Origin of the sequence: Glaciecola sp. 1036, assembly GCF_050306235.1 — a bacterium.
Taxonomy (GTDB): domain Bacteria; phylum Pseudomonadota; class Gammaproteobacteria; order Enterobacterales; family Alteromonadaceae; genus Glaciecola.
Map to the genome: position 1 here is coordinate 167,773 of NZ_JBLWFH010000007.1, position 14,463 is coordinate 182,235.

Consider the following 14,463-nt stretch of genomic DNA (forward strand, 5'->3'; position numbering starts at 1 on the left):
TATTCTTCATGATTCTTCTTCATCTTATTCTTCTGCTTTTCATAGTATGCGTTTTGTAAAATAAGAGCGCAAACTTATCCTGCAATAAAACAAAAACCCTGCCGAGGCAGGGTTTTAAAATATCCAACAAAGTTGGTTAGCAGTCTTTATTATTCTTCTTTCTTGTTCTTATTCTGTTTGACTGCTTCTTTTTTGGTTTTCCCAGTGTGTCTGTATTTTTTATGACTTAGTAGTGAAGTCTGGGTATGCTTCTAGACCACATTCGCTCTGATCAACACCTTCATACTCTTCTTCTTCAGTCACTCTCACACCAATGATAGCTTTGATAATTACCCAAGCAATCAAGCTGGTTACGAATACCCATACAAAGATAGTTAATGCACCAATGATTTGACCAGAGAAGCTAGAACCATCGTTTGATAAAGGTACTACTAATAGACCTAATAGACCTACTACGCCGTGAACAGAGATAGCACCTACTGGATCGTCAATCTTAAGCTTATCAAGACCGATAATGCTAAATACTACTAATAAACCACCAGCAGCACCGATGATTGTAGCCATAAGCGCAGTTGGCGCAGAAGGTTCAGCAGTAATAGCAACCAATCCTGCTAACGCACCGTTAAGGGCCATAGTAAGGTCAGCTTTGCCGAACATAACGCGAGCAAGAAGCAATGCAGCAACTGAACCACCAGCAGCAGCTAGGTTAGTATTCATAAATACGATAGCAACTGAGTTAGCACTTTCAACAGAAGCAGTTGCTAAAACAGAACCACCGTTAAAGCCAAACCATCCCATCCATAAGATGAAAGTACCTAGGGTGGCTAAAGGTAGGTTTGCACCTGGGATAGCGTTAATTTTACCATCAGCAGTGTATTTGCCTTTACGAGGACCAAGTACTAATACACCAGCAAGCGCTGCCGCAGCACCGGCCATGTGAACGATACCTGAACCTGCGAAATCAGAAAATCCTAGATCACCAAGTGTATACATACCAAACACACTTGAACTACCCCAAGTCCAAGACCCTTCCATTGGATAGATAAAGCCAGTCATTACCACTGCGAACAGTAAAAAGGACCAAAGCTTCATACGCTCTGCAACAGCACCAGATACAATAGACATAGCTGTGGCTACGAAAACCACTTGGAAGAAAAAGTCTGCAGAAGGAGCGTAAGTATCTCCAAATTCTTCGACGCCGTCACCGACTATTCCATTAAGGAACGCAGTCGCTCCGTGTAACGGATCGTCTCCTGTTCCATACATGATCATATAACCGCAAATCATATACATAAGACAAGCAATTGAATAAAGAGCAATATTTTTAGTTAGAATTTCTGTCGTATTTTTTGCTCTTACAAGTCCAGCTTCTAGCATTGCAAAGCCAGCAGCCATCCACATTACAAATGCACCACATATTAAGAAGTAAAATGTGTCCAGTGCATAAGCGAGTTCAAATGTTGGTTCCATAGTTGTTCTCCGTTAATCGTTACCGTACTGGCTGAGCACTTAAAGTGCGTCAGCGTCTGCTTCACCGGTACGGATACGCACCGCTTGCTCAAGGTCATAGACGAAAACTTTTCCGTCACCAATTTTGCCAGTTTTTGCTGCACCAACAATGGCTTCAACCAAACGCTCTACTTGATCATCGTTTACAGCGATTTCAAGTTTTACTTTAGGTAGAAAATCGACCTGATATTCAGCTCCACGATAAAGTTCAGTATGGCCTTTTTGACGACCAAAACCCTTCACTTCTGTAACGGTCAAACCGTCAATACCAATCTCGGAAATGGCCTCGCGAACATCATCAAGCTTGAAAGGCTTAATGATGGCTGTGACTAGTTTCATATGTTGCTCCTGAGTAGTTGTTGTTATTCCCAACCGTTTGGGTTATTGGTTCAGGCTAATTCAAGAGCAATGCCAAATTTAATATTGTATTAAATTCAATAGGTTAAAGATAAAAAGGAAACAAAAAGTTACATTTTACGCTCCAATTCTGTGCATAGAGCGAAATTCGCATTAATTTGGTGCAAAAAAGTTAAAAGGATTCAAACCTGCACTAAAAAGTTGAAATTAACCACCGAACAAGCGTTCCCACCAAGACTTCTTCTGAGCCTCTTTTTTGGGTTTGGGCGTTTCAACTACTTGGTTGTTGCATTTTGCCGTTTTTGGGAGTGCTTCACTGACAGCAGGAACACTGATCACATTTCCACACCCGGGTGTAGTCAACTCTCCGTTATCCGCATTAAAATGCGCGATCATTAGAGTGGGAGGAAATCTCCGCGATAGGTTTTTAGGCGTTTGTTGTTTTTGGAATTCAATAAATACTTGCAGAGCACCACTTGCCCCCGACATATAAACCGGTTTATTGTCGTCATTGCCTAACCAAACACTGGCGACTAAATTACGGTCAAAGCCAGAAAACCAGCTGTCCCTATAATCATCTGTTGTTCCTGTTTTTCCGGCCATAGCAACATTGGGGAAGGTAGCGCCCAAGGATTTAGCAGTGCCTTCTTTGGTCACTTTGTGTAGCGCATAATTTAACAGATAGGTAGCATCTTCATTCGCCCGTTGCTGAAAACTCTCTGTTCGTTTCCAAATCAGCACATCATCATGGGTAGATATTGCACTTAAGGCATGCAAAGGACGCAATTCGCCATTATTTGCGATAGTTTGATATACCTGATTTACTGTCAACGGCGTTAATTCAACGGCGCCAAGTGCTAACGACGGATGCGGCTCAATGTCTTTTATTGCGCCTAACCGATTTAAGGTTGCCAGAACTTCATCTAACCCCACTTGAGTCGCCAAGTTAACCGTAGGCACGTTATAGGAATTTGTCAGAGCGGTTAGCAAAGGTACTTGCCCCCTAAATTCCTTATCAGCATTCATGGGCCGCCATTTTTTGCCGCCTTTGTCATTAAACTCTACAGGTTTATCTTCAAGCGGTGTCGCCAGATTATACAAATAGGGATTTTCCAGCGCTGTTAAATAAACCACAGGCTTGATCAAGCTACCAACCGGACGCAAGGCATGTAATGCGCGATTAAAACCAGCGAAACCAGTTTTTTTACCCCCAACAATGGCTCTGATTTCACCTGTTTGAATGTCGCTTACAACCATTGCAGATTCAAGTTCAGGCAGTTTACCGTTTTGCTTTCTCTTCAAGGTATCAATAACGGCTTTTTCTGCGCGACGCTGGGCATTGATGTCTAGCGTTGTATATACCTTAACGCCCGATTGCCTTAGTTCAGGTGCCGCAACAATGTCGTCCAACTCAGCTCGCACCTTGTCCATGAATGCTGGATGTTTACCAGAGGCCAAGCTTGGATTATCTGAGGTTTTTAGTGGTTTTTGAATGGCCACTTCGTACTCTGACTTATTCAGATACTGCTCTTCAAACAATATCCTTAGTACCAAATTTCGTCTTTCTAAGGTTCTGTCTTTAAATCGAACAGGATTGTAATATGAGGGCCCTTTGACCATGGCAACTAGGGTGGCAATTTCCTCAAATTCTAATTCTTTTAATGGTTTATTGAAGTAAAAGTGACTGGCTAAACCGAACCCATGAACCGCGACCGCACCGTTTTGGCCTAAAAATACTTCATTTATATAGGCATTTAAAATCTCTTCTTTGCTGTAGCGAAAATCAATCACTAAGGCCATAGCGGCTTCGCGTATTTTCCGAATATAACTTCGCTCACGGGTAAGATATAAGTTTTTAACCAACTGCTGAGTTAATGTGCTCCCACCCTGCACTGTTCGTCCCGCCGCCACGTTGGCAATTAAAGCGCGAATAATAGACAGTGGCGCAACGCCATGATGTTGATAGAAGTCTTTATCTTCTACCTCAATTAAAGCTATTTTCAACAAGGCTGGAATATCGTCGTTAGACACCAGCATTCGATCTTCGGTTAAACCACCAACTAATCGCGATACTAACCATGGCTCTAACATGATGCGCTTAGCTGTTTGACTTGTTTGAGGCAGAATTATTTGGGAAATCTGACTGCCGTCCCAACGAATATCAATAAGGCGCTCTTTGGCAACCAAATCGGCGTAATTAAATGCCCGACGATAAATCTTGAGACTATCTTTACCAAGGCTATATTCACCAACCTCGGAGGCCTTGGCTACCTGTCGGTATCCTAAAAGACGCAATTCATCCTGAATCTCTGCAACCGTAATTTCTTGCTTAATCGAAAGAACCAAGGGGCGCGCAAAAATTTGCGCAGGTACTTCCCATTTGTTACCAGCAAAGCGTTCCTTTATTTGGGCATCAATGTAAACCAGGTAGCTGCCTACAACGATTATGCCAAGGAAAAATAGTTTGAAGAAATGTCGTTTGATCCATCTAAAAGGAGCTAATAGCGCACGCAAAATTTTCAATGTTTTAAGTTATTCCCAACAGTTAATACAATGGTCACATGTTATGGTTACTATTCTTGCTGATACCTTAGTCGAAAAGACTGGACAAAACTTAGGCATGTTTTTAGGCTAAACGTTCAACTCTTTTTTACAGTCAAAGGTTTTTATGAAAGTCACTATTGAAGTTGATTTATCACCCGCCGAAGCCAGAGAAGTTTTTGGTTTGCCCGATTTTAGCCAGATTCATAATCAAATAACAGAAGATATGATTAAAAAGTGCCAACAAGATCCCACCAAAGCGTTTGAAACCTTTATTAAACCCGCGATGGAATCAGGCATGTCAGGATTTGCAGCCTACCAAAAAATGTTAGCGGATTTTATGACCAAAACATCCACCAAGTGATCAACATCACCCAATATAAGGCCAAAAATTATGGGTTCAGATGAAAAAGATGTATTAAAAGTTATTGATAAATATGCGACCGTTTTTAATGCTATGGTCCAGGATATTTTCGCCAGAGCAGGCAAAGAATCAGGACAAACTGCGCCTAATCCATTTAACTTTGAACGCTTACAAAATCTTCTTGCGGACGAAACTAAAGTCGATATGTCCAAATTGGTCAATCAACAATTTGACTATATTCAAAAACAAAGCGAACTCTGGCAGCAGGCATCTAAAGCTCTCATGGGAGAAAAGCCTGAAACAGCGACAAACGGGACCAATCAGAATAAAGACAAACGTTTTAAACATGCTGACTGGGAAAATAATCCTGTCTTTCACTATATTAAAGAGTCCTATCTACTAAACGCCGAAATGCTCACTAACATGGTAGATGCAGTTGAATTTACCGATAAGAAAAAGCATCAACAAGCGCAGTTTTTTACCCGTCAATACGTGAATTCTTTGTCGCCAACAAATTACATTCTGACTAATCCTGAAGTTTGTGATGAGATTATGGCGACTAATGGCCAGTCTCTTGTAAAAGGCATGCAAGCTTATTTGGAAGATCTTGAACACAGTCCGTTGGAAGCATTAAAAATGCGCCAATCTGACGCATCGGCATTTACGATTGGTGGTAATTTGGCTAATACGCCAGGGAAAGTTGTATTCCGTAACGATATCATTGAACTGCTACATTACACGCCGACAACTAAAACAACTCATCAAACGCCTATATTAATTACCCCACCATTTATTAACAAATATTATGTAATGGATTTAGAACCCAAAAAATCATTGGTGAAAGGGCTATTAGATAGTGGTTATCAAGTATTTATGATTTCTTGGGTAAATCCTGAAAAAGACTCTGCCGATACCGACTTTTTTGATTACATGCGAGAAGGACCGATTACGGCCATAGAGGTAGTAAAAGAAATCACCAACAAAAAACAAGTGAATCTGACAGGTTTTTGCGTCGGCGGCACTCTGTCCGCCATCACAGCAGCTTATCTAAGGGGTAAAGGTGACAAGAGTATTAAATCATTGACCTTGTTAACTACCTTGTTAGATTTTCAGGAACCCGGTGAAGTAGGCAATTATTTCTCTGAAGAAATGCTGCCAATGATAGAGCAAAACGCCGAAATAAAGGGAGTTTTCGATGGTCGTATTATTGCAATGAGCTTTAGTTTATTGCGCGAAAATAATTTGTTTTGGTCGTTTTTCATTGAAAATTATTTAAAAGGTAAGGATCCCGCACCTTTTGATATTCTCTATTGGAACAGTGATTCTACCAATATTCCAGCGGCTTGTTTTAAACAGTATTTACGCATGACCTACTGGGAGAATGCACTTATTGAACCTGGCAAGGTAGAAGTCGATGGTATCAAGATTGATCTTTCCAATATCGACATGCCAACGTACTTTTTATCCTCAGTTGCTGATCATATTGTACTTTGGCAAGCCGCTTACGAAGGTACAAAATTAGTATCAGGTAAGCCCAGATTTGTACTTGCGGGTTCTGGACACATTGCAGGTGTCATTAATCCCATCGATGGCGGCAAATATCCCCATTGGATAAATGACGAGCTTCCTGAAACAGCGGAAGATTGGCAAAAAGGAGCTCAAGAACAAGTGGGTTCGTGGTGGAAAGACTGGCATGCATGGTTAAAACCGCATTCTGGCACTAGAGTTAAGCCTATTGTGCCAGGTGAACATGAGTTTTATCCGGCATTAGAAGATGCGCCCGGACAATATGTTAAGCGTATTTTAGATTAGAGATTATATTCGCCTGATATATCAAAACGCTTATGCTGATAGCTTTTTGCACAGAAAATACGTATTCTGTGCAAAAGCTTACAAATTTTGGATTGATTTTGGTCGTTATAAAAAAATACCCTAATAGAAGACTTTACGATACTTCAGCAAGCAAGTACGTTAACTTAGAGTATGTAAAAGCCCTGATCAACAATCATCAGGAATTCAAAATTGTTGATTCTAAAACTGAAAGCGATATTACCAAAAGCGTGTTACTGCAAATCATCAGTGAATCAGAAACCAATGATGCTGAATCTTTATTAACAGACGCTCTATTGAAACAACTGATTCGTTTCTACGACAGTGATATGCAAGTGTTTGTTCGTCAATATCTAGAACAGAGCATTCTTCAATTTATTGATCAACAAGATAAAGTACAGGGCATGATGAAAAATATGGTGGAAAAATCGCCATTCAATGTGTTCAACCAGATGATGGAACAAAGCTTTCAAGCTTGGCAAAAGAAACGTTAATCCAGTTTAATAAATTAAATATTGATTTATTTCAATAAGTTACCTTAAAACCACTGAAAAATGTTGCACTGCAACAAAATAATCCTTGATCTGATTCTCAAATTGGTTATTATTCACACAACAGCGATGTTGCAGCGCAGCAATTTGTAATTTCGCAATGAATCAATTTTTCGGAGGATACCATGTTTGGCAATTTTTCAGAACAATTCAAGAAATCTACAAAACCTGCTAGTTCATTGTTAGAAATGAACGCCAAGGCGATGACAGATATTGCTGGTCAACAAACACTCTTTTTCAAAGGGTTGATGGATGACAGTAAAAAATTAGTGGAAACCGTTACCACACAATCTGAATTGAAAGGTGTAATAGCAGCCCACTCTGTTTATGCAGAATCGATTCGCGAACGTATGTCCAGTGCATCCAAAAGCACTTACGGAACATTAAACGAAGTGCGTGAACAAATGACAGAGCTGGTAAAAGGAAGCATTGAAGAAGCTTCATCTGACGCTAAACAAGCAGTTGAAAAGGCGGTTGAGAAAGTAGCTACTGCGACTAAAAAAGCAGAGACAGTAACAAAAGAAGCAGCGAAAGCAGCGCCGGTTGCTAAACCAGCGGCGCCAAAGAAAGCGGCGCCAAAGAAGGCACCAGCAAAGTCGACAACTAAAAAAGCGACTACCAGCACTGCAGCTAAGGCTACGACAACGACTAAAGCGGCAGCAAAGCCAGCACCTAAGGCTACTGCTAGTAAAACAACTGTGAAAGCGGCACCTAAACCTGAAGCTACACCAGCGGTTAAACCAAAAGCCAAAGTTGCGGATTTAAAGGCTGACGAAGTAAAAGCCGCACCTAAAAAAGATTAATCAATTTAAAGTCCATTAGGAGAAACTATTATGTTTGAACAATTTAATGACCAACTTAAAGAATCAATGAAGCCTTATTCTGAATTAGCTACTTTGAACATGACTACCATGCAAGAAGTTGCAGAAAAGCAGAACGCTTTATTCACTAAAATGCTTAGCGAAGGTGTTGCTTTTGCTGAAAAAGCAGGCCAACAAAAAGACGTAATGAGTCTTGCTGAAGCTCAAAAAGCTTACTTCGAGTCATTACAAGAAACTATCACTGAGTCAGCTAAAGAAACTTACACTTTGGTTTCTGGTGCTCAGCAAAAAGCAGGTTCAATGCTTAAAGATTTAAGCGAAGAAATGACTGCGAAGTTTCAAGTAGCTAAATAATACTAATGGCTACCCTTTGGGTAGCCTAATTTGCTATGAAATAGTATAAACTTCAATCCTAAAGACGCTAACCGTCTTGATTGGAGTTTTTTTGTAACTGGAAGGTGTATTATGCAATATCAAGCTTATGACATTATGGCGAGAACGGGTCAGATGATGACCGAGGGATTGAGCATTGTGAACGATATGGTTTCTCATCCGCTTAACCCTATTGCACATACCTGGACGGGTAGAATGACAAAAGCGTCACTGGAAACAGTGATGAGGTTAACTCAGCGTTATGACAAGCTTGGGTTTGACATTGAAGAGGTAAAAACGGATAAAGGTGTGGTTAAGGTTCAAGAAGAAATTGCACTAGCCAAACCATTTTGTAACCTCATTCATTTTAAAAAATTAAGTAATCCCTCTAAAAACCGAGTCTTGCTTGTTGCTCCTTTATCTGGGCACCACGCAACACTGCTCAAAGGCACAGTAGATGCATTGCTGCCTGACCATGAAATTTATATCACAGATTGGGCAGACGCCAGAGAAGTGCCATTAGAAGCCGGACCTTTTAGTTTTGATTGCTATGTTTCTTATTTAATTGAATTTTTGAATCATTTGGGTGAAGGCACGCACATGATTGCGATCTGTCAACCAACTGTGCAGGCTTTAATTGCCACTGCAGTTATGGCAGAAGAAGGAAACAAAAATGTGCCAGCATCATTGACCCTAATGGCTGGTCCTTTGGACACTTCGCGCAACCCTACGCGAGTAAACGAGTTTGCTCATGATCATTCCATGGCTTGGTTTAGAAATGTAGCCATTATGCAAGTTCCGGTCGGCTATCCCGGAGAAGGTCGAAAAGTATATCCAGGCTTTATGCAACTTGGCGGTTTTATTTCCATGAACAGCCAAAATCACATGAAGAAGTATGCGCAGTTCTATCAAAACCTGTTGTTCGGTCAAGAAGAAGATGCTGATCGTTTCAGAGCTTTCTATGACGAATACATGGCAGTATTAGATATGCCAGCTGAGTTTTATTTGGAAACCATTGAGCGCATCTTTAAAAACAATGAAATTGCTAAACAAACCATTACCTATAACGGCAAAAAAGTGAACTTTGATGCCATTAAGGAAACTGCGTTATTAACTGTCGAAGGTGCAAATGATGATATTTGTGGTTTGGGGCAAACGGAAGCTGCACAAGACATCTGCAAGAATATTCCGAAAAACATGCGTAAGCACCACGTACAGGTAGGTGCAGGACACTATGGTATTTTTAGTGGCTCTATGTATCGTAAGAATATTCGACCAATAGTGACCGAATTTATTCACAAGTACGAGTAAAATTGCATTGAGACAATGAAACCTTTTGGGTAAAGTGCAAACTAACTTCTCATAAGGTTGTTTATTTCAAGGAAAGTCTTTGAAAAATATTGTTTCTTCTATCATTATGTTGGCTGGCGCGTTGAGCGCCAGCGCAGCTCAAGCCAATGAATTAGCCGCTGAGATTTCAGCTCAACAAGCGGCCTTCCCTGTTTGCCTGACCGAAAAAGCAAGTCAAGCTATCGACAACGGGGTAGATCCACAAAGGGTCAAACAAGAATTTGCCAATCTAAATTTTGTGCCTCGGGTTATAGAGCTAGATCGTAGTCAGCCAGAATTTATATCCACATTTCCCTCTTATTACTCCAAACGCGTTAATCAATGGCGTATTGATAAGGGAAAAGAAAAATATGCTGAGTACAAAGAGTTTTTAAATGAACTCACTCGCAAATATGGTATTCCCGGTCATTATTTAATTGCATTTTGGGGCCTTGAAACTAACTATGGCGGCTACAAAGGGAATATGTCTACGCTAGACTCCCTAGCGACACTTGCTTGTGACAAACGTCGAAGTGAGTTCTTCACGAAAGAACTTTTTCTAGCGTTAAAACTCATGGACCGTGAAAAACTAGTAAAAGAAGAAATGCAGGGTTCTTGGGCGGGTGCAATGGGACACACACAATTTATGCCATCATCTTATACTAGCTATGCTATTGACGGAGATGGTGATGGGGTAGCAAATCTATGGAACAGTGAAAAGGATGCCTTAGCATCGGCCGCTCACTTTTTGTGGAAACTTGGCTGGCAGCCTGGATTGCGCTGGGGCAGAGAAGTGTTACTACCTGAGGGATTTGACTATAAGTTAGCCAATTCCGATCGTAAAACAGTAAATGAATGGCGTAAATTAGGTATTACTCGAGCCAATGGGAATTCTATTGGAGACAGCGATATTATGGCTAAATTAGTCGTCCCAGCGGGCCATCAGGGTCCTGCGTTCTTAGCCTATGATAATTTTAAAACCATAATGCGTTGGAACAATTCAGAGTTTTATGCAATAGCGGTAGGAAGATTGGCCACCAGAATTAAAGGTGGTACCGCATTAGTAGCAGAATTACCCGACATTCCGGCCTTTAGCATCAGTGAAATGGCAGTCGTACAGCGTCGTTTAAACGCCTTAGGGTTCGATGTAGGCGTAGCTGATGGTGTAATGGGTCCAGCTACTCGAGAAGGAATTCGTCAATTTCAAGCCGCGAATGGCTTGGTTGCAGATGGATTTCCTTCACCTCAAACCCAAAGTTTGCTAGCAGAAAAATCCAACGGCTAATACAAAGGTGGCGGCAAAGAAATTGCTTTGCCGCACTTAATCCTTAATACATATGCTGGCCACCATTGATAGACAAGGTAGAGCCTGTAATAAAGCTAGACTCATCATCTACCAAGAAAGCAACACTATTGGCAATGTCCTCAGGTCGACCTAAACGTCCAACCGGGATAGTTTTGATAATCTTAACCAATACCTCTTCAGGCACAGCCCTTACCATATCCGTATCCACATAACCTGGAGCAATAGCATTTACCGTTATTCCTTTAGCTGCATTTTCTAGCGCTAAGGCTTTAGTAAAACCATGAATGCCCGATTTAGCGGCAGCATAATTGACTTGTCCGTACTGACCGGCCTGACCATTGACTGAGCCTACATTGATAATACGTCCAAAGCCGCGTTCACGCATACCGTCAATAACTGCTTTACATGTATTAAAACAAGACGCCAAATTAGTTTGAATAACCGCGTCCCACTGCTCGAAGGTCATCCTATGCATAGTACCGTCGCGGGTAATACCGGCATTATTTACCAGTACATCAATATGCCCATATTCATCTTCTAGCTTTTTCACCGCAGCTTGCACTTCATTAAAATTCGAAACATCAAACTTAACGGCGGGTATTCCGGTACGCTCTGTGAACTCTGCAGCAACAGAATCGTTGCCGCCGTAATTCGCAATTACGGTATAACCTTTATCTTTAAGTGTCGTACAAACAGCTTCCCCAATACCCCTGGTTCCTCCAGTCACTAAGGCTACTTTTGGCATCATGTCTTCCTTTTTTGGTTAAATATTTGTTAATAAATATTATCTTTACCTTTATATCTGTTTATTCTTTATACGTTAATGCTACTTTAGTTTAAATGTTTAATATGACACTTCTTATCTAGATATAGAACAAGTTATATCTAAGTCAATAAAAGACTTGAGCTTAGGGACATTTATTGTGTTAGATTACACCCAATTTACCCATGCTTAGACATTAGTCGAGTATCTGTTTTACAACAAAGTTTTTAGAAATTCTAAGAGGACAAGTTTTGACTTCTGCTATTCGCATCATTATTGATTGCCCTGACAAAATCGGTTTGGTTGCCGCTGTTTCCAATTTTCTATCGCAACACAGGTTAACTATTTTAGAAGCAAGTCATCATACGGATGCTAAAGTAAACCGTTTTTTTATGCGCCATGAAGTCTTGCCAGATAATGCTGATTTCGATTTCGAGCTTTTTACCCAAGAGTTTTCTCAACTTGCCCAAGCATATTCAATGAATTGGCGAATGCAGCCAGCCGATATCAAACCCAAAGTGGTGTTGTTAGCCAGTAAAGAAGCTCACTGTTTAAATGATGTTCTGCATAGATGGCACACGGGTGAATTACATTGTGATATTGCTTGTATCATCGCTAATCACGAAAAAATGCGTCAGTATGCTAACTGGTACGAATTGCCTTTCCATTTTATTGATTTTAAAGATAAACAAGCAGCATTTGCTGAAGTAGATTCTTTATTAGATAGTTATCAAACTGATTTGGCGGTACTTGCGCGCTTTATGCAAATTTTACCTGATACATTATGTGAAAAATGGGCGGGGAAAATTATTAATATTCATCATAGCTTTTTACCTTCATTTGCTGGGGCTAAACCCTATCAACAGGCTTATGATAGAGGGGTGAAACTTATTGGTGCCACCTGTCATTATGTTACCAAGGATCTGGATGAAGGCCCTATCATTGAGCAAGAAGTCATGCGCATAAATCACAGTGACACAGTCGATGACATGGTCAGAAAAGGAAAGCGTTGTGAAGTTGATGCTTTGGCTACAGGTTTAGCCTACCATTTAGAAGACAGAGTGATAATTTGTGACCACAAAACTATAGTATTCGACTAAGCTAGTCGAATACCGAATCTTGCTTGGCTACATAGTTATCTAGTTCTTGACCGTTTAAAGGTCTGGAGAAATAAAATCCTTGGGCGTATTGCACGCCCATTGATTTAATAATTTCAAATTGCACTTTGTTATCCACGCCTTCGGCAACTACTGGAATGTCCAGTTGCTGTGCAATTTCAACAATTTTTTGAACAAAGCTACTGCGAATACTTTGCATTTCAATCCCACGAATAAAACTCTTATCAATTTTAATGTAATCAAAGTTTAATTGTCGAAGTTGCAAGATATTTGCGTAACCAGTACCAAAATCGTCTATGGCAATTTCAATGCCCAAAGATTTGATCTTATTCATCACTTCTAAGGTGAGATTTGATTGAAATGGCTCATCTTCTGAAAGCTCAAAACAAATAGTAAAGCGTGATTTAAATAATTCCGCACTGTTGGCGAGTTTTTGATAAGCTTCTTCAGTGCCATCCGTTGAAAAAACGTTAAATGATAATCTAAAGCCTTCTGGTAAATTGGTCTGGTTTAACAATGCTTTATGCGCGGACTTAAGCATGGCTCTGGTGAGCTCTTTGGTTAACCTAGCTTTTTGGATCAAGGGTAAAAAGGTTTTAGGGCGCAAGGTTCCTTGACCATCTTGCATTCGAGCAAGCACCTCACAACCCACAACTCTGAAGGTATGAACATCCACTATTGGTGAAAATAATGGATAAAAACGCTTTCGTTTCAACCCAATTTTCACACGACGCTCAGTCGAGAAGAGATAATTAATCCAACGCAGCCAGAAAACAAAACTTAGCGACATTAACAAAATCAATATGAGTACGGCCGCTGTCAGTTCAAAACCAGACACTAAGCGCCAAAAGTTTTCGATAATTGCGAAACAGTAAGCAGTATGCGCTGTACACTCAATGTAAGTAACCATAGGAAAATTCACGGAAGAATTTTCGTTTGTTATGGCTCGATACAAGCCCCTCTCACCATATAAAAACACATGCTGATTGTCGTCTTGATATATCCATTCCCAGCGATAAAGCGCATTATCAAAGGCAAAGATTTCCTGAGGATCTAGTACTACGTGGTAACGTTTTTGTTTAATTGCATAGATATTCAGATTAGGTGCTATTTGTGGAAATTGTGGGTCCAGCCATACCTGATTATTGCGTATAGTGACAAAATCCGGCGTTCCCATATCAAACGGCGTTTCATATAGTCCTTTACTGGTATCACACACCAATTTCCCGGCATAGTAATGCCCTATTTCTTTTATATACCGAGAAACAAACACCTTTTTACGCATGTCTAATAGTTTATTCTCATTGCATTCAAAGCTTGCAGATGAAAGTGCGTTTTGTTCTGAGTTTGCAATGTTATTTTTATTCAGAGATGCAAGAGAATTTGTTGTCTCATAAAACATGACATCAATAATAGCCGTTAGTTGGTGAGCAAACTGCATTTGTTCATTTTTGATTTCTTGTGTTTTGACTAAAATTAGTAGCACAAATCCCAATAGTGTAATTACACTACTGCTCAAAAATGCTAAAATGATGCGTTTTCTTGATAACGCCATGTTACTCACAAACAGACTAGATAAGAGAGCAAAAAGTAACACTAACG

13 protein-coding genes are annotated in these 14,463 nt (G+C 40.3%); 8 read left to right on the forward strand and 5 right to left on the reverse strand.

The annotated features are described in order from the left end of the window. Positions 1 to 219: 219 nt before the first annotated feature. The 3 genes from ACNKW3_RS12145 to mrcB all read right to left on the reverse strand — a co-directional run bounded on the left by ACNKW3_RS12145 (position 220) and on the right by mrcB (position 4,389). Entirely contained in the window at positions 220 to 1,470 is a 1,251-nt protein-coding gene (locus tag ACNKW3_RS12145) for an ammonium transporter (protein ID WP_427399564.1), read from the reverse strand. Positions 1,471 to 1,509: 39 nt separating this feature from the next. Beyond that, positions 1,510 to 1,848, reverse strand: a complete 339-nt coding sequence (glnK, locus tag ACNKW3_RS12150) for a P-II family nitrogen regulator (protein WP_101182143.1) — start codon at positions 1,846 to 1,848, stop codon at positions 1,510 to 1,512. A 225-nt stretch (positions 1,849 to 2,073) separates the two neighbouring features. Further along, on the reverse strand, positions 2,074 to 4,389 hold the full coding sequence (mrcB, locus tag ACNKW3_RS12155; protein WP_427399565.1) for a penicillin-binding protein 1B: 2,316 nt from the start codon (positions 4,387 to 4,389) through the stop codon (positions 2,074 to 2,076). A gap of 145 nt (positions 4,390 to 4,534) precedes the next feature. Between mrcB and ACNKW3_RS12160 the strand changes: the two genes are divergently transcribed. The 7 genes from ACNKW3_RS12160 (at position 4,535) to ACNKW3_RS12190 (ending at position 10,959) form a co-directional block, all read left to right on the forward strand. Then, positions 4,535 to 4,771: a DUF6489 family protein gene (locus ACNKW3_RS12160; RefSeq protein ID WP_427399566.1), complete on the forward strand. Its 237-nt coding sequence runs from the start codon at positions 4,535 to 4,537 to the stop codon at positions 4,769 to 4,771. A 30-nt stretch (positions 4,772 to 4,801) separates the two neighbouring features. Continuing rightward, positions 4,802 to 6,583 (forward strand): PHA/PHB synthase family protein, encoded by a 1,782-nt coding sequence (locus ACNKW3_RS12165; RefSeq protein ID WP_427399567.1) that lies wholly within the window; start codon positions 4,802 to 4,804, stop codon positions 6,581 to 6,583. 68 nt (positions 6,584 to 6,651) lie between these two features. Then, on the forward strand, positions 6,652 to 7,095 hold the full coding sequence (gene phaR, locus ACNKW3_RS12170; protein ID WP_427399568.1) for a polyhydroxyalkanoate synthesis repressor PhaR: 444 nt from the start codon (positions 6,652 to 6,654) through the stop codon (positions 7,093 to 7,095). A 182-nt stretch (positions 7,096 to 7,277) separates the two neighbouring features. Then, complete coding sequence (phaP, locus tag ACNKW3_RS12175; RefSeq protein WP_427399569.1) at positions 7,278 to 7,955, forward strand: TIGR01841 family phasin; 678 nt, start codon at positions 7,278 to 7,280, stop codon at positions 7,953 to 7,955. A 30-nt stretch (positions 7,956 to 7,985) separates the two neighbouring features. Beyond that, positions 7,986 to 8,327: a phasin family protein gene (locus ACNKW3_RS12180; RefSeq protein WP_427399570.1), complete on the forward strand. Its 342-nt coding sequence runs from the start codon at positions 7,986 to 7,988 to the stop codon at positions 8,325 to 8,327. A gap of 111 nt (positions 8,328 to 8,438) precedes the next feature. Continuing rightward, positions 8,439 to 9,656: a polyhydroxyalkanoate depolymerase gene (locus tag ACNKW3_RS12185; RefSeq protein ID WP_427399571.1), complete on the forward strand. Its 1,218-nt coding sequence runs from the start codon at positions 8,439 to 8,441 to the stop codon at positions 9,654 to 9,656. A gap of 79 nt (positions 9,657 to 9,735) precedes the next feature. Next, complete coding sequence (locus tag ACNKW3_RS12190) at positions 9,736 to 10,959, forward strand: lytic murein transglycosylase (protein WP_427399572.1); 1,224 nt, start codon at positions 9,736 to 9,738, stop codon at positions 10,957 to 10,959. A gap of 43 nt (positions 10,960 to 11,002) precedes the next feature. Here ACNKW3_RS12190 and phbB read toward each other — a convergent pair whose 3' ends face one another. Further along, positions 11,003 to 11,725, reverse strand: a complete 723-nt coding sequence (gene phbB / locus ACNKW3_RS12195; RefSeq protein WP_427399640.1) for an acetoacetyl-CoA reductase — start codon at positions 11,723 to 11,725, stop codon at positions 11,003 to 11,005. A 269-nt stretch (positions 11,726 to 11,994) separates the two neighbouring features. On the opposite strand from phbB, the gene purU reads away from it, so the two are divergent. Next, complete coding sequence (purU, locus tag ACNKW3_RS12200; RefSeq protein WP_427399573.1) at positions 11,995 to 12,843, forward strand: formyltetrahydrofolate deformylase; 849 nt, start codon at positions 11,995 to 11,997, stop codon at positions 12,841 to 12,843. A gap of 1 nt (position 12,844) precedes the next feature. Here purU and ACNKW3_RS12205 read toward each other — a convergent pair whose 3' ends face one another. Then, positions 12,845 to 14,416 (reverse strand): EAL domain-containing protein, encoded by a 1,572-nt coding sequence (locus ACNKW3_RS12205; protein ID WP_427399574.1) that lies wholly within the window; start codon positions 14,414 to 14,416, stop codon positions 12,845 to 12,847. Positions 14,417 to 14,463: the final 47 nt, after the last annotated feature.